The organism is Bacillus sp. C1 (assembly GCF_054570475.1).
Genome location: NZ_JBTMZT010000003.1, coordinates 437,927 through 463,753, shown reverse-complemented (window position 1 = coordinate 463,753; position 25,827 = coordinate 437,927). Strand labels below are relative to the sequence as shown.

At 36.3% G+C, this 25,827-nt stretch carries 28 protein-coding genes; 24 read left to right on the top strand and 4 right to left on the bottom strand.

From position 1 onward, the window contains the following. The first annotated feature begins 100 nt into the window (after nt 1–100). The 3 genes from ypjB to ACX5JI_RS13310 all read left to right on the top strand — a co-directional run bounded on the left by ypjB (nt 101) and on the right by ACX5JI_RS13310 (nt 2,432). The gene (ypjB, locus tag ACX5JI_RS13320) at nt 101–889 is read left to right on the top strand and encodes a sporulation protein YpjB (protein WP_459501511.1); all 789 of its coding nucleotides are present in this window, start codon (nt 101–103) and stop codon (nt 887–889) included. A gap of 105 nt (nt 890–994) precedes the next feature. After that, nucleotides 995–1,675, top strand: a complete 681-nt coding sequence (locus ACX5JI_RS13315) for a zinc metallopeptidase (protein ID WP_459501510.1) — start codon at nt 995–997, stop codon at nt 1,673–1,675. Nucleotides 1,676–1,787: 112 nt separating this feature from the next. Continuing rightward, entirely contained in the window at nt 1,788–2,432 is a 645-nt protein-coding gene (locus ACX5JI_RS13310; protein ID WP_459501509.1) for a uracil-DNA glycosylase, read from the top strand. A 94-nt stretch (nt 2,433–2,526) separates the two neighbouring features. On the opposite strand, the gene ACX5JI_RS13305 is transcribed toward ACX5JI_RS13310, so the two are convergent. Continuing rightward, nucleotides 2,527–3,408: a YitT family protein gene (locus ACX5JI_RS13305; RefSeq protein ID WP_459501508.1), complete on the bottom strand. Its 882-nt coding sequence runs from the start codon at nt 3,406–3,408 to the stop codon at nt 2,527–2,529. A 254-nt stretch (nt 3,409–3,662) separates the two neighbouring features. On the opposite strand from ACX5JI_RS13305, the gene ACX5JI_RS13300 reads away from it, so the two are divergent. From ACX5JI_RS13300 to ACX5JI_RS13220, 17 genes are all read left to right on the top strand, one after another. Continuing rightward, nucleotides 3,663–4,004 carry a nucleotide pyrophosphohydrolase gene (locus ACX5JI_RS13300; RefSeq protein WP_459501608.1) on the top strand — a complete coding sequence of 114 codons (342 nt, stop codon included), beginning with the start codon at nt 3,663–3,665 and terminating at the stop codon, nt 4,002–4,004. After that, entirely contained in the window at nt 4,004–4,804 is an 801-nt protein-coding gene (dapB, locus tag ACX5JI_RS13295; RefSeq protein ID WP_459501507.1) for a 4-hydroxy-tetrahydrodipicolinate reductase, read from the top strand. Before ACX5JI_RS13300 ends, dapB begins: the two co-directional genes overlap by 1 nt. A 15-nt stretch (nt 4,805–4,819) precedes the next feature. Further along, nucleotides 4,820–5,215, top strand: a complete 396-nt coding sequence (gene mgsA, locus ACX5JI_RS13290; RefSeq protein ID WP_459501506.1) for a methylglyoxal synthase — start codon at nt 4,820–4,822, stop codon at nt 5,213–5,215. Nucleotides 5,216–5,226: 11 nt separating this feature from the next. After that, on the top strand, nt 5,227–5,931 hold the full coding sequence (gene bshB1 / locus ACX5JI_RS13285; RefSeq protein ID WP_459501505.1) for a bacillithiol biosynthesis deacetylase BshB1: 705 nt from the start codon (nt 5,227–5,229) through the stop codon (nt 5,929–5,931). Next, nucleotides 5,928–7,073, top strand: coding sequence for an N-acetyl-alpha-D-glucosaminyl L-malate synthase BshA (bshA, locus tag ACX5JI_RS13280; protein WP_459501504.1), 1,146 nt, complete (start codon nt 5,928–5,930; stop codon nt 7,071–7,073). The genes bshB1 and bshA overlap by 4 nt, the downstream gene beginning before the upstream one ends. Next, complete coding sequence (locus tag ACX5JI_RS13275; protein WP_459501503.1) at nt 7,060–8,253, top strand: CCA tRNA nucleotidyltransferase; 1,194 nt, start codon at nt 7,060–7,062, stop codon at nt 8,251–8,253. Before bshA ends, ACX5JI_RS13275 begins: the two co-directional genes overlap by 14 nt. Further along, nucleotides 8,238–9,218, top strand: a complete 981-nt coding sequence (locus ACX5JI_RS13270; protein ID WP_459501502.1) for a biotin--[acetyl-CoA-carboxylase] ligase — start codon at nt 8,238–8,240, stop codon at nt 9,216–9,218. The genes ACX5JI_RS13275 and ACX5JI_RS13270 overlap by 16 nt, the downstream gene beginning before the upstream one ends. Nucleotides 9,219–9,817: 599 nt before the next feature. After that, a complete protein-coding gene (gene panB, locus ACX5JI_RS13265; protein ID WP_459501501.1) occupies nt 9,818–10,654 on the top strand; it encodes a 3-methyl-2-oxobutanoate hydroxymethyltransferase in 837 nt (278 codons plus the stop codon). Then, the gene (gene panC, locus ACX5JI_RS13260) at nt 10,654–11,502 is read left to right on the top strand and encodes a pantoate--beta-alanine ligase (RefSeq protein WP_459501500.1); all 849 of its coding nucleotides are present in this window, start codon (nt 10,654–10,656) and stop codon (nt 11,500–11,502) included. The genes panB and panC overlap by 1 nt, the downstream gene beginning before the upstream one ends. A 13-nt stretch (nt 11,503–11,515) precedes the next feature. Further along, entirely contained in the window at nt 11,516–11,899 is a 384-nt protein-coding gene (gene panD / locus ACX5JI_RS13255; RefSeq protein WP_459501499.1) for an aspartate 1-decarboxylase, read from the top strand. Between the two features lie 154 nt (nt 11,900–12,053). Then, on the top strand, nt 12,054–14,846 hold the full coding sequence (dinG, locus tag ACX5JI_RS13250) for an ATP-dependent DNA helicase DinG (protein ID WP_459501498.1): 2,793 nt from the start codon (nt 12,054–12,056) through the stop codon (nt 14,844–14,846). Nucleotides 14,847–15,233: 387 nt separating this feature from the next. Continuing rightward, nucleotides 15,234–15,404, top strand: a complete 171-nt coding sequence (locus ACX5JI_RS13245; RefSeq protein ID WP_000412180.1) for a YpmA family protein — start codon at nt 15,234–15,236, stop codon at nt 15,402–15,404. Between the two features lie 7 nt (nt 15,405–15,411). Beyond that, a complete protein-coding gene (locus tag ACX5JI_RS13240; protein WP_459501497.1) occupies nt 15,412–15,888 on the top strand; it encodes a cell wall elongation regulator TseB-like domain-containing protein in 477 nt (158 codons plus the stop codon). A 19-nt stretch (nt 15,889–15,907) separates the two neighbouring features. Continuing rightward, nucleotides 15,908–17,095 (top strand): pyridoxal phosphate-dependent aminotransferase, encoded by a 1,188-nt coding sequence (locus ACX5JI_RS13235; RefSeq protein WP_459501496.1) that lies wholly within the window; start codon nt 15,908–15,910, stop codon nt 17,093–17,095. Nucleotides 17,096–17,239: 144 nt separating this feature from the next. After that, nucleotides 17,240–17,947 carry a DNA replication protein DnaD gene (gene dnaD / locus ACX5JI_RS13230; RefSeq protein WP_459501495.1) on the top strand — a complete coding sequence of 236 codons (708 nt, stop codon included), beginning with the start codon at nt 17,240–17,242 and terminating at the stop codon, nt 17,945–17,947. Nucleotides 17,948–17,962: 15 nt separating this feature from the next. Further along, complete coding sequence (gene nth, locus ACX5JI_RS13225) at nt 17,963–18,610, top strand: endonuclease III (protein WP_459501494.1); 648 nt, start codon at nt 17,963–17,965, stop codon at nt 18,608–18,610. A gap of 3 nt (nt 18,611–18,613) precedes the next feature. Next, on the top strand, nt 18,614–19,132 hold the full coding sequence (locus ACX5JI_RS13220) for a YpoC family protein (protein WP_459501493.1): 519 nt from the start codon (nt 18,614–18,616) through the stop codon (nt 19,130–19,132). Between the two features lie 20 nt (nt 19,133–19,152). Here the strand turns inward: ACX5JI_RS13220 and ACX5JI_RS13215 are convergent, their stop codons facing one another. After that, nucleotides 19,153–21,843 carry a PBP1A family penicillin-binding protein gene (locus ACX5JI_RS13215; RefSeq protein WP_459501492.1) on the bottom strand — a complete coding sequence of 897 codons (2,691 nt, stop codon included), beginning with the start codon at nt 21,841–21,843 and terminating at the stop codon, nt 19,153–19,155. Nucleotides 21,844–21,908: 65 nt separating this feature from the next. Then, nucleotides 21,909–22,511 carry a Holliday junction resolvase RecU gene (recU, locus tag ACX5JI_RS13210; RefSeq protein WP_459501491.1) on the bottom strand — a complete coding sequence of 201 codons (603 nt, stop codon included), beginning with the start codon at nt 22,509–22,511 and terminating at the stop codon, nt 21,909–21,911. Between the two features lie 103 nt (nt 22,512–22,614). Here recU and ACX5JI_RS13205 point away from each other — a divergent pair, with 103 nt between their 5' ends. The 3 genes from ACX5JI_RS13205 (at nt 22,615) to ACX5JI_RS13195 (ending at nt 24,761) form a co-directional block, all read left to right on the top strand. Continuing rightward, entirely contained in the window at nt 22,615–23,640 is a 1,026-nt protein-coding gene (locus ACX5JI_RS13205; protein ID WP_459501490.1) for a DUF2515 domain-containing protein, read from the top strand. Nucleotides 23,641–24,158: 518 nt separating this feature from the next. Next, nucleotides 24,159–24,401, top strand: coding sequence for a hypothetical protein (locus ACX5JI_RS13200; RefSeq protein ID WP_459501489.1), 243 nt, complete (start codon nt 24,159–24,161; stop codon nt 24,399–24,401). 33 nt (nt 24,402–24,434) lie between these two features. Next, nucleotides 24,435–24,761, top strand: coding sequence for a YppE family protein (locus tag ACX5JI_RS13195; protein ID WP_459501607.1), 327 nt, complete (start codon nt 24,435–24,437; stop codon nt 24,759–24,761). A 24-nt stretch (nt 24,762–24,785) separates the two neighbouring features. Here ACX5JI_RS13195 and ACX5JI_RS13190 read toward each other — a convergent pair whose 3' ends face one another. Beyond that, on the bottom strand, nt 24,786–24,977 hold the full coding sequence (locus ACX5JI_RS13190; protein WP_459501488.1) for a YppF family protein: 192 nt from the start codon (nt 24,975–24,977) through the stop codon (nt 24,786–24,788). Nucleotides 24,978–25,261: 284 nt separating this feature from the next. Between ACX5JI_RS13190 and ACX5JI_RS13185 the strand changes: the two genes are divergently transcribed. Further along, entirely contained in the window at nt 25,262–25,705 is a 444-nt protein-coding gene (locus ACX5JI_RS13185; RefSeq protein WP_459501606.1) for a YppG family protein, read from the top strand. Nucleotides 25,706–25,827: the final 122 nt, after the last annotated feature.

Sequence of the window (25,827 nt, the reverse complement as noted above, 5' to 3'; positions counted from 1 at the left end):
ATCTTGTAATAAATTAGAATGAAATATTTTTCAGCATCGTTCTGTTCTATTCTTGTCCACCGTAACATATTTTGTACTAGTAGTTATAGGGGGGACCGGAATGAAGAGAGCCGTAATTGGAATGATAACGTTTCTGATTATATTGTTTCCAGTACGTATATATGCTGAAAAATGGAATGCATTAACAGCGTTGTTAGACGATTCTGTGCAACTTGTAAAACAAGAAGAGTATGAGAAAGCAACACAAGTATTGCAACATTTCTCAGAGCAATTTGTCTTACATGAGAATGAAAAGGAAAATAAACTAGCACCTATGCATTTCCGGGTAATTTCTTTAGCTTATGATAAAGCACAACAATCGCTTGGAGAAGAAAGTGTAGACAGGCAAATAAAAGTAGACGATGTCATGGCATTACAACTGGCGGTAGATGCAGAGGTATCTAAGTATCAACCGCTTTGGATAGAACGGGAAGGACAGGTTATGGGAGCTTTTGCTAAAGTTGAAAAAGCACTTCAAACAGAAGATGATGAGAGTTTCCAGCAATCGTTAAATACATTTTTACATGAATTTGATGTGATTTATCCAAGCTTACTGATTGCGTTGCCAGAAAGTCAATCACAACGTGTAAATGCGCATTTGTCCTATTTGGATGAATTTCGTAATGCGATGTTAAAAAATAAAAGTGGACAAACGCAACTAGGAATCATAAAAGGAGATTTACAAAAGATATTTCAAATAGCAAAGAAAGATGAAGTAGATTCTTCTCTCATATGGTTTATGACAATTACAGGTGGGCTTATTTTGTTCACATTAACATACGTTGGTTGGAGAAAATATAAGGGGGAGAAAGCGAAACGCACGAGTGGGATACATTCTAAAGATCGATAATATTAATAATATAGACAAGGATTGTAAGGTTTCTTTGTTGACAATGTGTAAAGAAAAAAATAAAATGAAAAGTACTAATAATTACGACTTCACTGGAGGTTCATGATGTTTTACTTAATTTACTTCGCGATCATTATGATCATACCGCTGTATGCACAGTCTAAAGTACGTAGTGCTTATAGTAAGTATTCTCAAGTGTATTCAACATCAGGTATGACAGGAGCGGAAGTGGCTCGAAAAATTTTAGATGAAAACGGATTGTATAACGTAGCTGTAGAAGAAACACCAGGGCATTTATCAGATCATTATGATCCAACAGCAAAGACAGTTCGATTGTCAACGGATAACTATTATGGGCATTCTGTTGCGGGAACAGCTGTAGCAGCTCATGAAGTAGGACATGCGATTCAAGATGCGAAAGATTATAACTTTATGCGTGTTCGTCATTCTTTAGTTCCTGTGGCGAATTTTGGTTCAAATATATCATGGATTTTTATCTTAATTGGTATGTTTGCACAAATGTCTGGTTTATTGTTGCTTGGAATTGTTTTAATGGCAGCAGGTGTAGTTTTTCAACTTGTTACATTACCAGTTGAGTTTGATGCTTCAAAACGTGCGATGCAGCAAATTGAAGCACTTGGAATTGTATCGACAGATGAATATGGGCAAGCGCGTAAAGTATTGAATGCAGCGGCGTTAACATATGTGGCAGCTGCAGCTGTAGCGATATTTGAACTGCTTCGTCTCGTATTAATTTATACAGGTATGCAACGTAGTGATGACTAAAGACTATCAATTTTGATAGTCTTTTTTATTATCTGCAATAAATGGAAAAGATAAAATTGAAGAACGGTCATGAGAAAGCGAGTAAATATAAGTTGAGTAATGATGAAGGAAGGTGAAGAAAATAGAATATCCAGACCATTTGGTGAAATCTGTGAAAGAGCGGAGTGATTCATACCAATTAGAAGGTTTTTTAAGTGGACAAAGCCCTGAAAACCCGAAGTTAATGTTAGTTGGAGAAGCGCCTGGTGAAACGGAGATTCATAATGGGATTCCTTTTAGTGGACGAGCGGGGAAGGAATTGATGAGATTTTTAGAACGTATCGCCCTTACAAGAGAAGAGGTATATATTACGAGTGTTGTTCGAAGTCGGCCTTATACATGGAAAGAGAAAAGAGAGCGAAGCGGACAGGTAATTCAGAAGAAATATAATAGAACCCCCACTCAGAGAGAGATACTTGCACATGCCCCTTTATTAGATTATGAGATAGAGCAAATTGAAGTACCCATTATTGTAACGCTGGGAAATATAGCATTAAAACGGTTAGTGGGATCGAATAAAAAGATCATGGATATCCATGGGGAATTATTAAAGCAACCCATTCGAAAATTGAAACATAATCAAAGTACCGATTTTGTATGGAGTGAGAAAGTGTATAACGTTTTTCCGACATTTCATCCAGCTTCCATTTTTTATAATAGAAGTTTATTGGCATTAATTTATGATGATTTAGAAAAGTTGAGGAGTTATATAGAGTAGCATGGTAAAGCAGCTAGAAAAGCTTATCAAGGATTGAGAGCTTTTCTAGCTGTTTTTAGCAAACAAATATGTTAAAGACAAAGAATTCAAATCGTTAATGATGTAACGGGTTTTTGTTCTCATCTAATGTAAACCCTTCACCAACGACATCATGTACATCGCTCACTGCAACAAATGCATGAGGGTCTATCGAGGTAATAATATTTTTCAATTTTACGATTTCATTTTTCGCAACGACACAATACAGTACCTTTCGCTCGATTTTTGTATAGGAACCAACCGCTTTCAAAAAAGTTGCTCCACGGTCCATTTCAGATAAAATTTTAGCTGCAATTTCGTCATTTTTGTCAGAAATAATAGTTGCCCCTTTCGCTGCATATGCCCCCTCTTGCATAAAATCAATTACTTTCGCTCCGATAAAGACAGCAACTAACGTATACATACCTTCGCGGTAGGATAAGTATGTGAGAATTGAAATGACAATGACAACAGCGTCAAACATAAACATTGTTTTTCCCATGCTCCAGCCGATATATTTATGTGCTAATCGTGCAATAATATCAACACCACCAGTTGTCCCGCCATATTTAAATATAATTCCGAGGCCAATTCCGATAAAGGCACCTGCAAACAAGGCAGCTAACGTCATATCATTCTGTAAGTTTAAATGTAAATTTAATGCTTCGTAGCGCTGGAAGATCCAAAGAAATAAAGAAACACTAAATGTCCCAATTAACGTGTATAAGAAAGTGGTTCGCCCTAGTAATTTCCAACCAACAAAAAAGAGAGGGATGTTTAAGAGTAAGTTTGTATAAGATGGATCAAGTGAAAATAGAAAATAAAGTAATAATGTAATGCCTGTAAAGCCACCCTCTGCTAAGTGATTTTCAATATTAATGTTTACGATACCAAACGAGAAAATAGCAGAACCAATCAAAATAAATGCAATGTTTTGAATTTTTAAGTTGGTTTTCATATCGAAATCCTCCTAATATGTAATTGTTATTTTGTTCCACTGTAATAGTGGAATATAGCAATGGAAAGGAAACCATCAGTAGGAGCCAGATTGGTTCAATTCACCTTTTGCAAGAAGAGCATTTGCAAAGGAAAGTTTCACTTTATTATAGTCTATCCCAAAATACGTGGCAAATAGGGCTGAAAGAGGAATAATATTTGTCAAATCGCCATGAATTGGCTAACATGAAAGAGGAAGGATTTGAGGTGAATAGTATGGAACAAAAAACGATGAAAGCTATGCAACAAGAAGTGGATGCATATATTAGTCAATTTAAAGAAGGATATTTCAGTCCGCTTGCAATGATGGCTCGTTTGACAGAAGAAATGGGTGAGCTTGCACGAGAAGTGAATCATTATTATGGTGAGAAGCCGAAGAAAATGACTGAAAAAACTCGAACAATTGAAGAAGAACTTGGAGATGTATTATTTGTTATGATTTGTATGGCAAATAGCTTACATATTGATTTAGAAACAGCACATAACATTGTAATGAATAAATTTAATACACGTGATAAAGATCGCTGGACACGTATTGAAGAGGGAGAGAAAGAGTAATGAAAGATATTAAAGTAATTATTGCTGGGCCAAGAGGACGTATGGGATATGAAGCAGTGCTTCTTATGGAGAGAACGCCGCATTTTCAATTAGTAGCGGCAGTTGATTATAAACATGGTGGTGAAAAAATTTCCGATCTTCCGGGAATGCCTGCACTTCATGCACCAATCTATGCTGATTTACGTACTTGTTTAAATGAAGTAGAAGCCGATGTATTGCTAGATTTAACGACACCAGAAGTTGGAAAGGAACATGTTACACTTGCAGTTGAACATGGTCTTCGTTCTGTGATTGGTACAACAGGATTTACAGAAGAAGAACTTCAACATTTAACAGACGCTGCGAAAGAGAAACAGGTAGGTACAATTATTGCCCCCAACTTTGCAATTGGTGCAGTACTTATGATGAAGTTTTCTCAAATGGCAGCGAAATATTTCCAAGACGTTGAGGTAATTGAATTACATCACGATCAAAAACTAGATGCTCCATCAGGAACTGCTGTGAAAACAGTAGATTTAATTCGTCAAAACCGTGAGCCAAAACAACAAGGGCATCCAAATGAAACTGAGCAATTAAAAGGAGCACGTGGTGCAAATGTGGACGGCATTCATATACATAGTGTGCGCTTACCGGGGCTCATTGCACATCAAGAAGTGTTGTTTGGCGGAGATGGACAGATGTTAACGGTTCGTCATGATTCATTCAACCGGGCATCATTTATGTCTGGAGTAAAATTATCTATTGAAACAGTAATGAATCTTGATCATCTTGTATATGGATTAGAGAATATCATCGACTAAAGGGGGAGAAAACGGATGAAGATTGCCTTAATCGCACATGACAAAAAGAAGGATGATATGGTTTCGTTTGCATACGCATATAAACCAATCTTTGAACAACATGAACTTTTTGCAACTGGGACGACAGGGCTTCGTATTATGGAGGCGACAGGTTTAGTTGTTACAAGGTATCAATCAGGGCCTCTTGGTGGTGATCAAGAGATTGGTGCAATGATTGCAAAAAATGATTTAGATATGGTGATTTTCTTCCGAGATCCGTTAACAGCACAACCGCATGAACCAGATGTAAATGCGTTGCTTCGTTTATGTGATGTATATGCGATTCCGCTTGCAACAAATATGGCAAGTGCTGAAATGTTAATGCATGCTTTAAACCGGGGAGATTTAGACTACCGAAAGTTAAGAAAATGAGGGGAACAATTATGAGTGGATTACATATATTAGCGTTTGGTGCCCATGCTGATGATGTTGAAATCGGCATGGCAGGCACGATTGCAAAATATACGAAACAAGGATATGAAGTTGGTATCTGTGATTTAACAGAGGCTAATTTATCTTCCAACGGAACGATTGAGATAAGAAAAAAAGAGGCACAGGCAGCTGCACGTATTATGGGAGTAGAAACGCGAATGAATTTAGCGATGCCGGACCGTGGTTTGTATATGAAAGAAGAATATATTCGTGAAATCGTAAAGGTTATTCGTACATATAAGCCTGCGCTAATTTTTGCACCATATTATGAAGATCGTCATCCAGATCATGCGAATTGTGCAAAGCTTGTGGAAGAAGCGGTATTTTCAGCGGCTGTTCGTAAATATATGCCGGAATTTCCACCGCACCGCGTGCAATCTTTTTATTATTATATGATTAATGGTTTTCATAAACCAAATTTCTGTATAGATATTAGTGAACAACTTTCTGAAAAGGTAGCAGCATTAGAAGCGTATGAAAGTCAATTTGCAACTGGAAGTGATGGTGTGAAGACACCTTTAACAGAAGGGTATGTGGAAACAGTAATCGCTCGTGAGAAAATGTTTGGAAAAGAAGTTGGAGTTATGTATGCTGAAGGATTTATGAGTAAGAAGCCAGTTTTATTACATGCTGATTTAATAGGGGGATGTAAATGAAATTGAAAATAGGTATTACATGTTATCCTTCTGTAGGTGGTTCGGGAGTTGTTGGAACGGAACTTGGAAAGCAACTAGCTGAACGCGGTCATGAAATTCATTTCATTACATCTGGGGTTCCGTTTCGCTTAAATAAAGTATATCCGAATATTTATTTTCATGAAGTAACGGTAAATCAGTATTCGGTCTTTCAGTATCCACCGTATGATTTAGCATTGGCAAGTAAAATGGCAGAGGTTGCTCAGCGAGAAAAGCTTGATATTTTACATGTGCATTATGCAATACCACATGCGATTTGTGCATATCTAGCGAAGCAAATGATTGGAGATCATATTAAAATTGTTACAACGTTACATGGAACAGATATTACTGTACTTGGATCAGATCCTTCTTTAAATAATTTAATACGTTTTGGTATCGAACAGTCTGATGTCGTTACTGCTGTATCTCACTCCTTAATTCAAGAAACAGATGAACTTGTGAAACCGAACAAAGAGATTCAGACTGTATACAATTTTATTGATGAGCGTATTTATTTTAAAAGAGATATGTCCCAACTAAAGAAAGAGTATGGCATACGTGAAGATGAAAAAGTATTAATTCATATTTCGAACTTTCGCAAGGTAAAGCGTGTACAAGATGTTATTCAGTCATTTGCTAAAATTGTAAAGGAAGTGGATGCGAAATTACTACTTGTTGGTGATGGACCAGAATTTTGTACTATTTTACAGTTAGTGAAAAGCTTACATATTGAAGAAAATGTTTTGTTTTTAGGAAAACAAGATAATGTTGCAGAGCTTCTTGCACTGAGCGATTTAATGTTGCTTTTATCAGAGAAAGAAAGCTTTGGCCTTGTTTTGCTAGAAGCAATGGCATGTGGTGTACCATGTATTGGTACGCGTGTTGGAGGTATTCCAGAAGTGATTCAACATGGCGAAACAGGATATATATGTGAAGTTGGGGATATCGAAGGTATAGCTGAGCAAGCGATACAATTGTTGAAAAATGACGATATCCACCGGAATATGGCAGAGCAAGCAATGGCAGCTGTATATGAGCAATTCCGTTCGGAAAAAATCGTTTCACAATATGAGGCGATTTATTATGACATACTAAGGGATGACAAATATGAAACGATTTAAACAAGCTGGTGCAATTATTGAGATATTAAAACAACATGGACATGAAGCATATTTTGTTGGAGGGAGTGTTCGAGATTTCATTATTGATAGACCAATTGGTGATATCGATATTGCAACATCTGCTCTACCAGAAGAAGTAATGAATCTATTTCCGCGACATGTTCCTGTTGGTATTGAACATGGCACTGTTATTGTTTTACAAGAAGGAATCCCTTATGAAGTGACGACTTTCCGGACAGAAAGTGAATATGAAGATTTTCGCCGGCCGAGCAGCGTTCAATTTGTTCGTTCGTTAGAAGAAGACTTGCAGCGACGTGATTTTACAATGAATGCAATTGCGATGACTGAACATGGGGAAATCATTGATTTGTTTGGTGGACAAGAGGCGATTGAAAAGAAAGAAATTGCAACAGTAGGAGATGCCGCTTCCCGTTTTCAAGAAGATGCATTACGCATGATGCGTGGTATCCGATTTGTTAGTACGCTCGGATTTTCTTTAAAAGAGGAAACAAAGCAGGCAATCGAAATGTATGGACATTTACTAGAACATATAGCAATTGAAAGAATTACAGTTGAGTTTGAAAAGTTGTTGACAGGTACATATTGTGTACAAGGGCTTGAGCAATTAGTAGAGACGAAGCTATTTACGCATTTGCCATATTTACAAATGTCAGAAGAGAAAATTTTAAGTGCTGCGCAATATAACTGGGATTCTTTTGAAACGGATATCGAGGCATGGGCATTTTTCCTATATTGTGTTGGAGAAGAACATCCATCTGTGTTCTTACGTCAATGGAAGTTTTCCAATAAAAAAATAAAAGATATAGTAGCTGTTATATTAGCAATCCGCTTTAGAAAAACAAAGTCTTGGGATGCAGTTGCCTTATATAAAACCGGCTTACAGGTTGCTTTAATGGCTGAAAGAGTCTATCAAGCAAGTATAGAAAAATATGATTCGCTTTCTGTCAATAAGGTGCAGTTATTATTTGATTCATTACCGATTCATAATCGTCAAGAAATGAAGGTAAGTGGTAATGATCTATTAGAATGGACAGAAAAAACGCCGGGACCATGGGTAGCATCCGCGTTGCAAAGCATTGAAGAAGCAATTTTACAAAAGCAATTAGACAATGAGAAAGAAAAAATAAAGGAGTGGCTACACGGATGCAATCTACTATAAGAAAACAATTATTACAAGTTTTTTCTGAAGCAGATGGTGAATTTGTATCTGGTCAAACAATTAGTGACAAGCTGGGCTGCTCCAGAACCGCTGTGTGGAAACATATGGAGGATCTTCGTAGTGAAGGATATGAACTTGAAGCGGTGCGCCGCCTGGGGTATCGAATTGCAAGTAAACCAGATAAGGTAACAGCAAATGAAATTCAATTAGGTTTACAGACAGAATTTATAGGGAGAACGATTTATTTTGAAGAATCTGTAGAATCTACGCAGCATATTGCTGCAAAACTGGCTTATGAAGGAGCTGCAGAAGGAACGATTGTTGTAGCAGAAGAACAAACGGCAGGACGTGGTCGTTTGAGTAGAAAATGGCATTCGCCAAAAGGGACTGGAATTTGGATGAGTATTATTCTACGTCCGGCAATTCCAGTTCATCATGCACCTCAACTTACATTATTAGCAGCTGTTAGTGTAGCGCAAGCAATTGAAAAAAGTACAGGTGTAAATGTTGGAATTAAATGGCCTAATGATATTTTAATTCAAGGGAAAAAGGCTGTCGGTATTTTAACAGAGATGCAAGCTGATCCTGATAAAATTAACGCTGTTATTATGGGAATAGGCATTAATGCTAACCAAGGAAAAGAACACTTTGCTGATGAAATTAAGCAAATCGCAACATCTTTAGCAATTGAATTCGGTAAACCAATTGTGCGAGCAGAGCTTATGCAACAAATCTTTTTACAAATGGAGAAGCTATATCAAGAATATATAAAGAATGGTTTTTCGGTTATAAAACTTCTTTGGGAAAGTTATGCAATAAGCATAGGAAAAGAAATCACAGCTCGAACGATGAAAGATACAATTACAGGTGTAGCAAAAGGAATTACATCAGATGGCGTACTCATGTTAGAAGATGATAAAGGTCAACTGCATCATATTCATTCTGCTGATATAGAAATTAAGTGAAGAGAAGTTCCTATTTAGGAGCTTCTTTTATTTACATGTTTGACGGGAGTAAGAATAAACTGGCTAATGATACGTTACTGTAGCTTTGAAATGCAGAATTTTTTTGTCGGTAATCGTGCGCAATTGTTGAACAACACAGATAGAAAATGGTTACACTTTTTATACAAAACAAACTAAAACTAGCTGAAGAAGAAATCATTTTGAACAATCTTTTTTATAAAGACAAAGTCGATATATGACGAAGAATCAGAGCTTCTCGCATATTTTTGATTAAACTGTATTCAAAAGTTACAGTTACTGTTATTTTTAAAATTTCACATACTGGAATAGAGTAGAAAATTATTTTTTCAAAAAAATGTAGCAATTATATTTCTTAGTTTGCTATAATTAGTTCGAATATGGGCAGTATCTAATTGAACTGCACCCTTATTTGAAGCGATGAAGAAAAATAATTTGGATTCTGCCTTGATCCAACAACGGACTGGGACAGAGGGATGAATTTTGCCGACTAACACAACCCTTCTGCCCTTTTGTGGCTAGAGGGGTTTTTTATATGATTTCGGCCATCTCCTCTCTCCTGAATAAAGGAGGAGTAGTTTTTGAAAACGACAACAGATTTTTTAAAAATGAAAGAGAAAGGTGAGCCGATTACGATGCTTACTGCGTATGACTATCCATCTGCAAAGCTCTCAGAAGAAGCTGGGGTCGATATGATATTAGTAGGGGATTCTCTTGGAATGGTTGTGCTTGGATATGATTCAACTATTCCGGTCACGGTAGATGATATGATTCATCATACGAAAGCCGTGCGCCGCGGAGCGAAGGAAACTTTTATTGTAACGGATATGCCGTTTATGTCTTACCACGTATCATTGCAAGAAACGATGCATAATGCACGTCGTATCGTGCAAGAGAGCGGGGCACATGCAGTAAAGGTAGAAGGCGCAGGCGAAGTTGTATCAATTATTCACTATTTAACGAATGCAGGAATTCCTGTTGTGGCACACCTTGGTTTAACGCCTCAATCTGTAGGTGTGTTAGGTGGTTATAAAGTACAAGGGAAAGATGCTGAAAGCGCAAAGAAATTGTTAGAAGACGCGAAGAAATGTGAAGAAGCTGGTGCGATGGCAATCGTTTTAGAATGCGTACCAATGCAACTAGCAGAACTTGTATCACAGCAGCTGACAATTCCTACAATAGGTATTGGTGCAGGTAGTAAAGTAGATGGTCAAGTACTTGTTTATCATGATCTCATTTCGTATGGGGTGACGCGTGTCCCAAAGTTTGTGAAACAATATACGTCAGTTCAAGAAGAAATTGTACGGGGAATCGCGCAATATGTTGCTGAAGTAAAAGCAGGACAATTTCCGGAAGAACAACATTCATTCACAATGAAAGAGGAAGAGTGTACCGCATTGTACGGAGGGAAACAGTGATGAAAATTGTAACAACAGTGCAAGAGATGCAGCAAATTGCGAGTAGAATTCGGGCAAGTGGGAAAGAAATTGGTTTTGTTCCAACGATGGGATTTTTACATGAGGGGCACGCTACATTATTACGCCAAGCAAGAAGAGAAAATGAAGTCGTTATTTTAAGTGTATTTGTAAACCCACTACAATTTGGACCAAATGAGGATTTAGATCGCTATCCCAGGGACATTGAAAGGGATGAAAAAGTAGCAAGAGAAAATGGTGTTGATTATTTATTCTATCCAGGCGTAGAAGAAATGTATCCTGCAGAACAGACAACAAAAGTTGAAGTTATAAAGCGTACAAACGTATTATGCGGCAAACAACGACCAGTGCATTTTGCAGGTGTTGTGACTGTATTGATGAAGCTATTTAATATTACAATGCCAAATCGTGCTTACTTCGGTATGAAAGATGCACAACAAGTCGCTGTTATAGAAGGGTTTGTAAGTGACTTCAATATACCGATTACAATTGTACCTGTCGATATTGTTAGGGAAGAGGATGGATTAGCAAGAAGTTCGCGTAATGTATATTTATCACAAAGAGAACGTGAGGAAGCACCGCATTTATATCTCAGCCTATGTAGGGCGAAAGAACAAATTGCAGAGGGGGAACGTGATCCTAATGTAGTTACAAGGATTGTGAAGGAATATATTGAACAACATACACAAGGGATTGTTGATTATGTGGATGTATATGCGTATCCAACTTTAACAGAATTAGAAACAATTCAAGGAAGAGTCATTCTTGCAATTGCAGTGAAATTTGATAATGCACGTTTAATTGATAATATTACATTAACGGTTGAATAAGGGGGAGTCATCTATGTTTCGCACAATGATGAGGGCGAAGTTACATCGAGCGACTGTAACAGAAGCAAATTTAAATTATGTAGGAAGCATTACAATTGATGAAAATTTAATGGACGCAGTAGAGATTGCAGAAAATGAAAAAGTACAAATTGTAAATAATAATAATGGAGCTCGATTAGAGACGTATGTGATTAAAGGGGAGCGCGGGAGCGGTGTTGTTTGTTTAAACGGTGCAGCTGCAAGGCTCGTACAACCTGGAGATAAAGTTATTATTATCTGCTATGGCCTTGTAGCAGCAGAAGAAGTAAATAAACAAGTGCCAAAAATTGCAGTGTTAGGCGATGACAATCAAATTGTTGAAATGTTAGGTGCTGAAAAAGCAGGTACAATTTTATAAACTAAAAGGCTATTCCTTAGGGGGATAGCCTTTTAGTTTGAAAATGAAATCATTTCATTTTGTACATCTTTTCATTAAGATGATATAAAACGTGGTATAGTAACAATATATGAATTTTTGTTGTTTGAAAGGGTAAGAAACTGAGGTGTTACATATGAGTAAGCGTTATGTCGTTGTCGATTTAGAGACAACAGGGAACTCCTGGAAAGATGGGAAGGACAGAGTCACACAAATTGCAGCTGTTGTAGTAGAAGATGGAGAAATATTGGAGATTTTCTCCTCTTTTATTAACCCAAAGAGAGAGATTCCCCCATTTATTACAGAATTAACAGGGATTGATGAAAATCTCGTGAAACAAGCCCCGCTATTTTGCGATATAGCGCCGATGGTAGCTGAACTATTACAAGGTGCTTATTTTGTTGCGCATAACGTTCACTTTGATTGGAATTTTTTGAAAGAAGAATTAAAACAGGCTGGATATGGAGAAGTGAATTGTCCGAGAATTGATACGGTTGAATTGGCGCAAATTTTATTGCCAACAGCTGATAGCTATAAATTGCGTGATTTAGCAAAACAACACGACTTGGAACATGATCAACCGCATCGTGCAGATAGCGATGCACTTGTGACAGCAGAATTATTTTTACAATTTTTGGACCAATTAGAAAAACTACCGCTTGTCACATTACAATCTCTATATGAATTAAGTGATGTATTCCAAAGTGATATAGGGAATATTATTTCAGAAAATATTTTAAATAAGGTGATGCTTAGTACAGAAGTGGCAATGGAATATGAAATATACAGAAACATTGCGCTTCGAAGACGAAATTATGCATTAGAAATTGGGGCGGATTGTTCATCTAAATTTGATGCATTTTTGCACAAGTCAATGGAACAACTTGAGCTTAAGATGCCAAATTTTGAGAAAAGAGAAAGTCAACAGCGAATGATGAAGGAAATATATAATGCGTTAAGAGATTCGCGTTTTTCATTAATTGAAGCAGGAACAGGTACAGGAAAGACACTAGCTTATTTGCTTCCAAGTATTTATTTTGCAAAGAAAAAAGAAACGCCAGTTGTTATAAGTACGCAAACGGTACAATTACAACAACAAATGATTGAAAATGAAATTCCTTTATTGCAAAGTATAGTACCATTTCCATTCGAGGTGGCACTCTTAAAAGGAAGAAAACACTATCTTTGCTTACATAAATTTGAACATGTATTGCAAGAAGAGGAGAAGAACTATGATGCCGGGCTTACGAAAGCCAAAATTTTAGTATGGTTATTGCAAACGGAGACTGGTGATCGTGACGAGCTTAATATTCCAGCAGGCGGGAAGTTATTATGGGATCGTATTTGTAGTGATATGCACAGTCCGGGCGGAATGCAAAGTAATTGGTTTAGTCGCTGCTTTTATCAGCGGGCAAAAAATAAAGCTTTATTTGCAGATATTGTTATTACAAACCATGCGTTACTATTTCAAGACTTTGTTAGTGAAGATTCACTTTTGGCATCTTGTGAGTATATTATTTTTGATGAAGCTCACCATATCGAAGAAACAGCGACTAGGGCACTTGGAGAGCAGTTTTCATGTATGTATTTTCAATTAATCTTATCGCGTTTTGGTACGTTAGAAACGAACGATGTTCTATCCAAAGTGTATGAATTGTTGAAGAAAGAAAAAAATTCGTTGCGCTCAAGCTTGCGAACGGTAAGTCATAGACTGAAAGAAATTAAATTTGATGCGGATGAATTGTTTCAAATGTTACGCACATTTATATTTCAGCAAACAAAGCAAGAGCAAGGGACAAATAATATACCGCTTATTTACCGATATCATGCGGACAAAGAGGATGGAAAACTATGGAGGAGCATAGTTGAGTTAACAAACCGGTTTGTATATGAATTAAGAAAGATACTTACTGTACTAGAGCAACAAGCGGACATATTACAAAGTAAAATGGAATGGGAGATGCATGTTGTTACCGGTGAATTTATACATCTAATTGAATTGTTGCGCACAATGGCAGAAGCATTACAGCTACTTATATTAGAAACAACGGAGTATGTGACATGGATGGAAACGGAAACGAAAGGTACAATTCATTCCACTGTGTTATATGCACAACCTGTCCATATAGGAGAAAAGTTTGCGGATGAATTCTTAACAAAAAAGCAAAGCGTTATTTTTACTTCGGCAACTTTAACTGTGAATCATACATTTGATTATATGCAGGAACAACTTGGTCTATATGACTTTGTACCAGACACATTAACGGTTCCATCACCGTTTCATTATGAGGAACAAGTGAAATTAATGGTTTCTACTGATGTTCCTCTTATTAAGCAAGTGAGTGAGGAGACGTATATAAGGGAGGTATCCCGTCATATTACGAAGATTGCTAAAGCGACAAAGGGAAGAATGCTCGTTTTATTTACATCCTATGAAATGCTCAAGGAAACATATATACATTTAAAACAGGCGGATGAATTAGAAGATTTTGTACTACTAACCCAAAGCGTTCATAATCGTAGCCGGAGTCGTTTAGTTCGAAAGTTTCAAGAGTTTGACAAAGCAATCTTGCTCGGAACGAGTAGTTTTTGGGAAGGTATTGATATTCCTGGAGATGCATTAAGCTGTCTTGTTATTGTAAGGTTACCATTTACACCGCCCCATCAGCCAATGATGGAAGCCAAAAGTGAATGGTTGAAGAATAGAGGAGAAGATGTATTTATGAAGTTGGCACTTCCACAAGCAATTCTTCGTTTTAAGCAAGGATTTGGTCGATTAATTCGTACAATGACGGATACTGGAACGGTGTTTGTGTTAGATCGTCGTTTAACCAATTCTTTCTACGGAGAAAAGTTTATGCAATCTATTCCGAATGTTCCCCTTTATGAAGGACCGTTAGAAGAACTATTAGAGCATTTAGAAGAATAAAGAAGATAAGAAGGTTATAGAAGAATGTTGCTTTTACTGCTTATGAACTTTTACAAATTGGTTTTAGACGGGCACTCCCCTTTTATCTGAGTTGTATCTCTTGTTAGATAACTAAAGGTGAAGTAAGTAGCGCAGTCAGTAAAAGCGTGTGTGAAAAATATGCCTGAAGTACGATGTACTTCAGGCATAAAATGTGGGTAGGAGGAAATTTATTTTTTTACTTCTTGCATACAAATGTTCCGGTTTTCGATTTGAAACCTTTTTTTGCAGAACATGTCCTGCTATAATAGATGGGTGATGAAGCAGGGGTTGTAAAGACTGTACTCTTATTGTAACCGCATTGCGTTCTTCTATAATTAGAAATTTTTGTGTAACGGAGGAGTTTTCATGGAAAAGAAAATTGAAGTGCTATCAACGACGCGTATTAAATATTCGTCTGACCTATATAAAATTGTTGATAGTTTAAACCGCACTTTAAAAGAGCAAGACCTCATGTTTGGATTGGCACTAGACGAGAACGAAAAAGAAACAGCCGTATTTACGATATACAGAACGTAGTGATACAATGAAAAAGTGGATCTTTGCCATCATTATCGTTATCGTTGCCATTGGGCTATATGGGGTGCATGTTTATAATGCGACAATGGAAAAGAAAATTCCGAAAGAGTCAAAAGTTGTAAGTCTTGCGAAAGAAAAAGCGAAACTTTCCGAGGTAAAAACTGTTGATTATTATAATGGAAAATCTTCATATGCAGTCGTACAAGGTTTAGATGAAAAAGGAGAACAGATCATTGTTTGGGTACCTGAGAAAAAAGGGAATGTTCTAGTGCGAAAAAAGAATGAAGGCATTTCTGAAAAGAAAGCTTTGCAGATTGTGGCTAATGAACGCAAGCCAAAAGAATTTGTCAAAGCAAAATTAGGTGCTGAGAACGATGTTCCGTTGTGGGAAATTACATATATTGATCAAGAAGGTCGTTATACGTATTATTATCTAGAATTTCAAGATGGGAAATATGCTGGATATTACAGCATTGAAAAATAGATGCAGGGGGAAACCACAAATGAAATTAGCAAAGCGAGTAGCTGCTTTAACACCGTCTTCAACTTTAGAAATTACAGCAAAGGCACAAGCATTAAAAGCACAGGGACATGATGTAATTGGATTAGGTGCAGGAGAACCTGACTTTAATACGCCAGAACATATTATGAATGCGGCACATCAAGCAATGTTAGAAGGGCATACAAAATATACACCGACTGGCGGATTAGGGATATTAAAACAAGAAATTGTGCAAAAATTTATCCGTGATCAAGGATTATCTTATGAGCCAGCTGAGATTATCGTATGTAATGGAGCAAAACATGCACTTTATACATTATTCCAAGTGTTACTTGATGAAGGAGACGAAGTTATCATTCCGACTCCTTATTGGGTAAGCTATCCAGAGCAAGTAAAGCTTGCTGGTGGTCAGCCTATTTATGTAGAAGGCTTCGAGGACAATCAGTACAAAATTACGCCAGAGCAGCTGCGCGGGGCAATTACAGAGAAAACGAAAGCTGTTATTATTAATTCACCGAGCAACCCAACAGGGATGATTTATAGCAAAGAAGAATTACAGCAGCTTGGAGAAGTATGTTTAGAACACGATATCTTAATCGTTTCTGATGAAATTTATGAGAAATTGGTTTATGGTGGAGTCGAGTATACATCTATTGCTCAGCTTTCTAATGCATTAAAGGAACAAACACTTATTATTAATGGTGTATCAAAATCACATTCTATGACAGGATGGCGTATTGGCTATGCAGCAGGAAATAAGCAGCTTATTAAAGCGATGACGAACTTAGCGAGTCATAGTACGTCAAACCCTACTTCAATTGCTCAATACGGTGCAATTGCTGCGTATGCTGGATCGCAAGAACCTGTAGAAATGATGCGTCAAGCATTCGAAGAACGCTTAAACATTATTTATAATAAATTAATTCAAATTCCTGGTTTCACTTGTATTAAACCGCAAGGTGCATTTTATTTATTCCCAAATGTAAAAGAGGCTGTAGCGTTAGCTGGATATGAAACAGTTGATGAATGGGCAAAAGCATTGTTAGAAGAAGAGAAAGTAGCTCTTGTTCCAGGAACAGGATTTGGCGCACCAAACAATGTGCGTTTGTCCTATGCAACATCTCTTGAGCAATTGGAAAAGGCGTTAGAGCGAATTAATACGTTTATGAGAAGTAAAGTACAGGCTTAAAAGGCTACGTATTTTCATTTTTACCACATAAGTTATTTTGAACAAATGAAGATGACCTCCCTATCTATAGGGAGGTTTTTTGACGGATTGTGGTAAAAGGAAATCGTAATAGGTGTGTTATACTAGAAAGTGAGGTGTATGGTTATGAAGAAAAAAATGATGTTACAATGGTTTGAACAAGGTAGCATTGCAATTCCTAAATTACTTATGATGCATTATAAAAAATTAGGCTTAAATGAGATGGAGTTTATGGTTGTACTTCATGTACATACCTTTTTAGAGTCGGGTAATTCTTTTCCAACTCCTTCAGAGATTGCAGAAAGAATGACAATAACAGAAATGAAATGTATGGAAATTATTCAAGTGTTAATTCAAAAAGGTTTTTTAGCCTTAGAAGGTAGCCAAAAATCTGAGGCGATGATGTGTGAAAGTTATTCATTACAACCGCTTTGGGAAAAAATCTTGCATTTTTTAATGAACGAGACGATAGAAGGAGAAAAGGAAGAACAAAAGAAACTCCAAGTGAATTTATATACAATTTTTGAACGAGAATTCGGTAGACCACTATCGCCTTTTGAATGTGAAACATTAGCGATGTGGGAAGATCAGGATCAACATCATCCGAATTTAATTCAAGCAGCACTTCGAGAATCTGTAATGAGTGGGAAACTTAATTTTCGATATATTGACCGTATTCTCTTTGAGTGGAGAAAGAACGGAATTAAGACGGTTGATCAAGCACAAGATCAAGGCCGAAAGTTTAGAGCGAATCAACAACGCTCGCAGCAAGTAACGAAACAAGAGACAAAATATACAGGGAAAGTGCCCTTTTATAATTGGCTTGAGCAGTGATATAGGAGGAACAGTATGTTAAACAAGACACAAATTCGTTATTGTTTAGATACAATGGCAGAAATGTATCCAGAAGCACATTGTGAATTAAATCATGATAATCCATTCGAACTTGTAATTGCGGTTGCATTATCTGCACAATGTACAGATGTCCTTGTAAATAAAGTAACGAGAAGCTTATTTCAAAAATATAAGACACCTGAAGATTATTTAGCGGTGTCTTTAGAAGAATTACAACAAGATATTCGTTCAATCGGATTGTATCGAAATAAAGCGAAAAATATTCAAAAGTTATGCCGAATGTTGCTTGAAGACTATAATGGTGAGGTACCACAAGATCGTGATGAACTAACAAAGCTACCAGGGGTCGGTAGAAAAACTGCAAATGTAGTTGTCTCTGTAGCATTTGGCATTCCAGCTATCGCTGTTGATACGCATGTGGAACGGGTAAGTAAACGTTTAGCTATTTGCCGCTGGAAAGATTCTGTTCTAGAAGTAGAGAAAACATTAATGAAGAAAGTTCCGATAGAAGAGTGGGGAGTTACGCATCACCGCCTGATTTTCTTTGGACGTTATCATTGCAAAGCGCAACGACCGCAATGTGAAGAATGTCGGCTATTAGAAATTTGCCGCGAAGGTAAGAAGAGAACGAAGGGGAAGTAAAGGATGGAACGGGTTATAGAAATTCCAGATGCGTTTTTGTGTGCTCCATTTTTTGAAGGGAGTAGAGGAAAGATTGTATATGGTTTAGAGCAAACTTTTGAAGAAGTGTTACAAAGTACTTACTTTTTAATTGATATTGAAAAACAATACGAACCTTGGAATGAATTTGATAAGAGTATCCCTATTGTATTAAATATATGGAAAAGTCAGCAAGAGGATATAGCTCGATTATTTCGAAATAGAAAGCGAAAAGAAGCGAAAGCGCCTATGGTTCAGTTTATCGCGCATATATTATCAGCTGTACACTGGTTAAATGAAAAGCCAGTACCAGGACTAAAGGACATGCTAAGAGAGAGTGAGGAGTTAAATATAAAACCTGTTAATTTTATGGAACGATATTCATATATGATAGAGCAACCAGATCACTATCATTCCTATATTCAATTAACACAGATGTATGTAGAAATAGAAAAACTATATGCAAAAAAAATGATAATAAAAAAGAAGTCCCTATCTCGGTAGAGATAGGGACTTCTTTTTTATTATGGTGTTGGATTAACGTTTTCTGTTGGAGGAACATTTCCACCTGTTGGTTGATCTGGTTTTTGCTTGTTGGCTTCTTCTTCAGCCTTTTTCTTGGCTTCTTCTTCAGCTTTTTTCTTAGCTTCTTCTTCGGCCTTTTTCTTAGCTTCTTCTTCAGCCTTTTTCTTAGCCTCGTCTTCAGCTTTTTTCTGTGCATCTTGTTGCTTTTTAGCTTCTTCCTCAGCTTTTTTATTGGCTTCTTCTAATTTTTTTTGTTCATCTTGTTGTTTTTTCTTTAGCTCGTCTTCAGCTTTTTTCTGTGCATCTTGTTGCTTTTTAGCTTCGTCTTCAGCTTTTTTCTGTGCATCTTGTTGTTTTTTAGCTTCGTCTTCAGCTTTCTTCTGTGCATCTACATTCTCACCAGGAACAGTAAAGGATACACCAGCTGCATTACTTGTGCCTGTTCCTTTTTTCGCGACAACTGAGAAGCTATATGTTACACCTGGTTTTACGCCGCCAAGTGAAGCGGTTGTGCCACTTACAGAGAGGCTGCCACTAGAACCATCGCTTGCTTTATAGCTTGCAGCGAAAGATTCAGCATCTGAAGGACCAGACCAGCTTAGCGAGATTGTATTAGAAGCTGCATCATAAGATGGCGTTACTCCAGTTGGTGGATCTACTTTGATTTCCTTGACAGCATCCTTTTTCGCACCTTTTACATACAGTTCGTCATTTAAACGCTGTACAGAAGCAGGTTGTTCAAATCGAGATGTATCGGTAGCAAATTTACTCATCATTTCTTGGAATATTTGCTGTGCAATTCGGACGGAAGGTGATTTATCTGCAATATAGTTTTCTTCAGAATCTTTTTCATACCCTGTCCATACTGACATCGTGTATTGCGGCGAATAACCTGCAAACCAACTATCTCTGCTCGCGCTTTCTGGAATATTATATTTTTTTAATGTATCTGGATCAAAGTTTTGTGTTCCTGTTTTACCAGCAACATCAATCCCTGATACGTAAGCTGTTGGACCTGTACCACCAGAACCTGGTTTTACAACATCACGAAGAACATCTGTAATCATATATGCTGTGTAGTCATTCATTGCGCGTTTTTCTTTCGATTTAAAGCTTTTTTCTTTTCCGTCAGGAAAGACAACTTTTGTTACGAAATGTGGCTTGTTATAATTTCCGTCATTACCATAGGCCGCATATGCCCCAGCAACTTGTAATGGGGAAGCGTCGTTACTACCAATCGCACTGGATTCGACTGCCCCTTTAGGGAAAGTCATTCCAAGTCCTTCGGAAAACCCTTTTGCTTTGTCTAATCCAACTGCTTGAGCTGTTTTTAAAGCAGGGATGTTTAATGATTTCTTCAATGCTTCACGTAAAGAGACATCGCCTTTATAGCTGTTTGTAGCATTTCGGATTTTCTTGCCGTTAGAATACGTATATTCTGAGTCATTTAATTGATGGTATGTAGACCATTGCATGTACTCGATAGCAGGGCCGTAGTCAAAGATGGGTTTCATTGTCGAACCTACTTGGCGCTGCATATCAACAACCCAATTATGTCCTTTAAATGTCGTTTTCTTTTCTTTACGACCAGCACCAATTGCACGAACCTCACCATTTTTTGTATCCATAAAGACGAAAGCACCTTGGAAACGATCATTTGGGTAGTTAATAATATCTCCATCTAGCAACTGATCAGCGTATTCTTGTGCTTTTGTATCAATTGTCGTATAAATTTGTAATCCGTCAGATCCAATATTTACATCAGGCATTTCTTTTTCGATTTCTTTTACAACCGCGTCTAAAAAGGCTTGATGAGGCATTTCAGTTACTTCCTTAGATGGCAGAATCCCTTCTGTTACTGGGATTTTCATCGCTTCATCCATTTCTTGTTTTGAAATAAAGCCGTGTCGATTCATTAATGATAAGACTGTATTACGACGTTTTGTTGCGCGGTCAATATTTTCTTTTTTTGTCGGATCATAAATATTTGGGCCTTGTGGTAAGCCAGCAAGCATTGCTGCTTCGTGTAATTTTAGGTCCTTTAACTCTTTTCCATAATAATTGCTTGCTGCTGTAGCAACCCCATAAGAGCGATTACCAAGGTTGATTTTGTTTAAGTACATTTCTAAAATTTCATGTTTGGAATATTGTTGCTCTAATTTATAAGCTAAATACCATTCTTGTACTTTACGTTTAGATGTTTTTTCCATTGTTAGAAAATAGTTTTTAATTACCTGTTGGGTAATTGTACTACCACCTTGAGAACCAAAACCACCTGTGACATTTTCAAAAATTGCTTTTCCCGTACGTTTAACGTCGATTCCATTATGCTCATAGAAGCGAGCGTCTTCTGTCGCTAGGAAAGCACTTTCTACTACTTTTGGAACTTGATCGTAAGTGATGTTTGTTCGTTTTTCGGCCCCATATTCATAAAAGAAGTTCTTGTCTTTATCATAAAATTTAGTTGATAGTGGGTTGACAAGTTTTGCTTTGTCTAGTTTTGGAGCATCCTTTACCATTACAAAAAAAGCAGAAACTCCAGCTATAAGACCAACAATGCCAAGAAGTAGGCAACCAATTAAAAATTTCTTGAAAAAGGAACCTTTTTTCTTTGGTTTTTCTGTGTTATTTGTTTCATTTTGATGTTGTGCATGTTTTCGTTCTGTACGAGAACGATACTTTTCTGACATTATACTTTCTCCTACCTTTCATTTTCTCCCCAAAAGTCGAAAAAAGAGCCTTATTGTTGACTTTATCACGAAAAATAAACCATGTCTAGTACACGAATATAATCAATTCGAGGATGATAACCGCATGATAACAAGTATCCTTGTTCTTCGATTTCCTGTTTTGTAATTGATTTACGTCCACCAGCATTTTGGCGATTCCAAAATGAAATGACATGTTTTGCATCCAGTAAATAAAATTCATCATAAAGTGTAAATTTAATAATAACGAATGCAATTCCGTTATGAGTCATTACTTGTTCCATATGCTTAATTTGATGAAGATGAAAATTTTGCAGCGGGAAACTTGTTTTGTTTTTTGTCTCTTTTGCTTCGAAATCGATATATTTTCCTTTATATACACCGTTATAGTCTGTTGTGGAAGGTTGTTTAAAATAAGCTTCTTTCACAACTGCAGCACTTCGAGCAGGATAATCCACTTTTACAATTTGAAGAGGGGTGGGTTTTTTATGTATACAGGCAATATTATGAGTTAAATAATATTGATTTGTTTCATTTAATTCCTCTTCAAGCGACATACCTCGATTGCTATAAGTATGTTTTTTTAATTGTGTTTTTTGTGGCTGTAATGCTTGGTTATACTTTTTTCCGTTTGGATAACGAATGGTCATAGTTTGTCCACTCCAACTTGCCTAGAATCACTTACAAAGGTGATTATATCAAAAAAAACAAAGAAGATGCGATTTTTTTCAAGAGAGAGGTGTTGATTCACGTATGCTTATAGAAAATGAGTACGAAAAAATAAAGAAAGAACGTAGTGGGATTTTTTGCTCAATAGAGGAAACACATTTAATAGCGCATATTAAACAACAGACAGCTTTAGCGAATATTGATAATATTTCACGTACATATACTTATCAAGAATATTATGTGAGAAATAAAGAAATCCGTTGGTCATTTTTGGCGAGTATGGTTTCGAGAAATTCTGGATGGAATATGACAGATTTAGCAGGAGAATACTATCAGAATATTTTATCTGAAAGAGTAAGAAAACGTCTGTTTCTTACATATGAAAGTGCAAATTGGCTTATTTTTTCAGATGCATATCCACAGTTGTTGCTGTACGAATATAGTAAAAAAATAAATAGACCACTTTTTCATTTATTAAAGTTTCTTAATGTATCTATTTTTATGGAGAAGGAATGGAAAAATTTTTGGGATAAACGTGATGGTACACGTCTCATGATAGCACTTATTATTAATGAACAAAATAAAATTCAAAAGCCCATTATTGAACATCCGTATTTTCAAAAACATGTATTTCAAACTTTATTTTTTAAATTTCAAGAGCTTTTTCATTTTAGTGCTGTTATTTTTCCAACGACAAAAGGAAAACTATATGGTTTTTCAGTTTATCAATTTGAACAGTTACAAAAACGTATAGAATTGGGGAAAAAAATGGCTTGGTTATTATTTCATCCTAAATACGAAGCTTTATTTTATAATTTTTCTTTGCAAACAGTTCCTACAGGATCGAGAATGGACTATGAGCAGTATTTTACAACTGTAACAGAGAAAGATACACCTCGGTTAAGAGACGCTTTTTCAATTGTTCCGCATCAAAATAGCTTAGAACAAGATTGGTTTCACAGTAAAAGCAATACTGAGGCGTTGTTCTTGTTTCAGAAGCCGAAAGAAAAAATTGATATTACAGAATGGTTTCTACAAAAACAACATCAAATGCGTATTCTTTCTACAGTGAATCGCTTTTTTAAAAGAAATAATGACTTCATGATATAATAGAAAAAGTCCCGCTCTCGTATAGGAAAGCGGGACGGATTGATTACATATAATGAATCGACTTTTTTATACGGACATAGGAAAAATTAAGATGGCTAGGTAAAAGGAGCCACCGGTCGATTCAAACTTACTTGATCCTACTATTTGTGGGCATTCATTCTTATCTTAAAATTGAGTGAACGAAAAAGTCAAGTGGAAGATAAAAACTAACAATCAATAGGGTAGGAACCCTTTAGATTGATTATTGTTTCACTTTATGTAGCAGGAAAGTTTGGGCCATCTAACTTTGGATTTCCAGTTTCAGGTTTATTTTGTTGTTTGTTTTGTTTTTTCTTTTTCTCAGGTTTATTTTTAGCCATGGTAAACACCTCCTTTTTGTATTGTTACCATTTCTATAAAACTCATACAAACCGATTTCTTTGCCGAATATCAACTAGTTTTGTCAGTTGTGAAGGAGTGATAAATGAATCGTCGAAATAACACCTCATAAGGAAAAGCAAAGAAGGAGGCGTTTTATAATGGCGATGGTTCAGAAGGAAAATGTAATGAAAAAAATGGATCAAATGTTAAATGCTCTTGATTTGCTGGAAATGAATGTTTCACTTAGAGTTAGTCATTCTTTAAAGGATAAACGTGAAGATATATGTAATAGAGGGGAAATAACAGAAATGTATATTCAACATATGGAAGATAAATTATTACATCACGAAGAAAAAGGAAGTTGGCTCCAAACGTTTCAAAACGTCATAGCAAGTGCATAAGAGGGTGGGAATAAATTGGATTATAGAACATTAATGCAGTCTTCAACAAAATTAATACAGTATAATGATGAAACAATTATAAAAAAGCGAGAAGAGAAAGAGTTTGATTTTTATCAAGATATGAAGCCTTTTGTAGATATGGTTGATCAGGAGTTAGAAGTGTGGAAAGAATTAGCTTATCAATGGATAAAACATGAAAATCCTAAGTATATACATGTACAACAAATTGATCAAGTTTATGAGAATTTACAAAATAATGCACTGCAATGTTTTGTAAATCAAGGAAAAGGTAAGCGGTTTTATGAAACACATCAAGCAATTTTATATACGTTGCAAAATATAGTGGAACAATGTAAGTGACAAGAGGGGAAGCCCTCTTGTTTTTTATGATTCGATAGTTGTATGTGTGGGCTTTGCCCCGTTTATTTCTAATTCGCGTATTAATGATCGATATTCTGAGATGCAGATTTTTCCTTCTAAATAGTGATGTCTAGCAAAATCAAGCAACTCATTCATATCCTCTGTAGAGTACCCCTTCTTTTGAGTGAAAGCTTGTTTTAAATCCCCTAATATCATGTTGATTCCTCCCCCATGAGAATCTTCTTCTTTGTTATCGTAACATGAAAGTGGTTACTTTCTTATTTTTTTAAAAATTTAAACTTCCGACAAAAATAGACATTTATAACGTTACACATTTTATTTTATAGGTACATATTCTATATGTAGAAACTTAGTTAGAGGGGGGAGAATGCATGTTTCAGCAAGCTAATGCATATCAGCAGATGAATAATTCATATACAGAACCAAATGCATATCAGCAGATGAATAATTCATATACAGAACCAAATGCATATCAGCAGATGAATAATTCATATACAGAACCAAATGCATATCAGCAGATGAATTCATATACAGAGCCAAATGCATATCAATATAATGAAAATCCATACTTACGATATAATATGTACCCGTTCACACCTTATTATGGAAATCAAATGAATTATTATCAGCCATTTGAAGTATCCTTTATGAATCAACAACCTTATGTAACACAACAGCAACCCTTTATGAATCAGCCATCTATGTTTTACCCACCGAAACAGCCTTTTCAACCATACCCGATGATGAATAAACAAAAGCAACAGCAGCCAAGCCAATTTTCTAGCTTCGTATCTCAATTTAAGACATCAGATGGTAACTATGATGTGAATAAAATGATGAATACAGCAGGTCAAATGATGAATGCAATGAATCAAGTCACTGGGATTGTAAAACAAGTTGGAGGCTTCTTTGCTAAAGGATGATAGGTGTGTGGTTTGTTATATGCAAATGCCGGTTATGTAGACAAATTTCCAATAAATAGGTATATATAACAAGCGACTTTTACCCCTTTCTCATATTGTAAAGTGTAGTCAGATCTTTTATG

Coding starts and splice junctions, on each gene's coding strand:
- ypjB (WP_459501511.1), top strand. CDS start 101: ATGAAGAGAGCCGTAATTGGAATGATAACGTTTCTGATTATATTGTTT.
- ACX5JI_RS13315 (WP_459501510.1), top strand. CDS start 995: ATGTTTTACTTAATTTACTTCGCGATCATTATGATCATACCGCTGTAT.
- ACX5JI_RS13305 (WP_459501508.1), bottom strand. CDS start 3,408: ATGAAAACCAACTTAAAAATTCAAAACATTGCATTTATTTTGATTGGT.
- ACX5JI_RS13300 (WP_459501608.1), top strand. CDS start 3,663: ATGGAACAAAAAACGATGAAAGCTATGCAACAAGAAGTGGATGCATAT.
- dapB (WP_459501507.1), top strand. CDS start 4,004: ATGAAAGATATTAAAGTAATTATTGCTGGGCCAAGAGGACGTATGGGA.
- mgsA (WP_459501506.1), top strand. CDS start 4,820: ATGAAGATTGCCTTAATCGCACATGACAAAAAGAAGGATGATATGGTT.
- bshB1 (WP_459501505.1), top strand. CDS start 5,227: ATGAGTGGATTACATATATTAGCGTTTGGTGCCCATGCTGATGATGTT.
- bshA (WP_459501504.1), top strand. CDS start 5,928: ATGAAATTGAAAATAGGTATTACATGTTATCCTTCTGTAGGTGGTTCG.
- ACX5JI_RS13275 (WP_459501503.1), top strand. CDS start 7,060: ATGAAACGATTTAAACAAGCTGGTGCAATTATTGAGATATTAAAACAA.
- ACX5JI_RS13270 (WP_459501502.1), top strand. CDS start 8,238: ATGCAATCTACTATAAGAAAACAATTATTACAAGTTTTTTCTGAAGCA.
- panC (WP_459501500.1), top strand. CDS start 10,654: ATGAAAATTGTAACAACAGTGCAAGAGATGCAGCAAATTGCGAGTAGA.
- panD (WP_459501499.1), top strand. CDS start 11,516: ATGTTTCGCACAATGATGAGGGCGAAGTTACATCGAGCGACTGTAACA.
- dinG (WP_459501498.1), top strand. CDS start 12,054: ATGAGTAAGCGTTATGTCGTTGTCGATTTAGAGACAACAGGGAACTCC.
- ACX5JI_RS13245 (WP_000412180.1), top strand. CDS start 15,234: ATGGAAAAGAAAATTGAAGTGCTATCAACGACGCGTATTAAATATTCG.
- ACX5JI_RS13240 (WP_459501497.1), top strand. CDS start 15,412: ATGAAAAAGTGGATCTTTGCCATCATTATCGTTATCGTTGCCATTGGG.
- ACX5JI_RS13235 (WP_459501496.1), top strand. CDS start 15,908: ATGAAATTAGCAAAGCGAGTAGCTGCTTTAACACCGTCTTCAACTTTA.
- dnaD (WP_459501495.1), top strand. CDS start 17,240: ATGAAGAAAAAAATGATGTTACAATGGTTTGAACAAGGTAGCATTGCA.
- nth (WP_459501494.1), top strand. CDS start 17,963: ATGTTAAACAAGACACAAATTCGTTATTGTTTAGATACAATGGCAGAA.
- ACX5JI_RS13220 (WP_459501493.1), top strand. CDS start 18,614: ATGGAACGGGTTATAGAAATTCCAGATGCGTTTTTGTGTGCTCCATTT.
- ACX5JI_RS13215 (WP_459501492.1), bottom strand. CDS start 21,843: ATGTCAGAAAAGTATCGTTCTCGTACAGAACGAAAACATGCACAACAT.
- recU (WP_459501491.1), bottom strand. CDS start 22,511: ATGACCATTCGTTATCCAAACGGAAAAAAGTATAACCAAGCATTACAG.
- ACX5JI_RS13205 (WP_459501490.1), top strand. CDS start 22,615: ATGCTTATAGAAAATGAGTACGAAAAAATAAAGAAAGAACGTAGTGGG.
- ACX5JI_RS13200 (WP_459501489.1), top strand. CDS start 24,159: ATGGCGATGGTTCAGAAGGAAAATGTAATGAAAAAAATGGATCAAATG.
- ACX5JI_RS13195 (WP_459501607.1), top strand. CDS start 24,435: ATGCAGTCTTCAACAAAATTAATACAGTATAATGATGAAACAATTATA.
- ACX5JI_RS13190 (WP_459501488.1), bottom strand. CDS start 24,977: ATGATATTAGGGGATTTAAAACAAGCTTTCACTCAAAAGAAGGGGTAC.
- ACX5JI_RS13185 (WP_459501606.1), top strand. CDS start 25,262: ATGAATAATTCATATACAGAACCAAATGCATATCAGCAGATGAATTCA.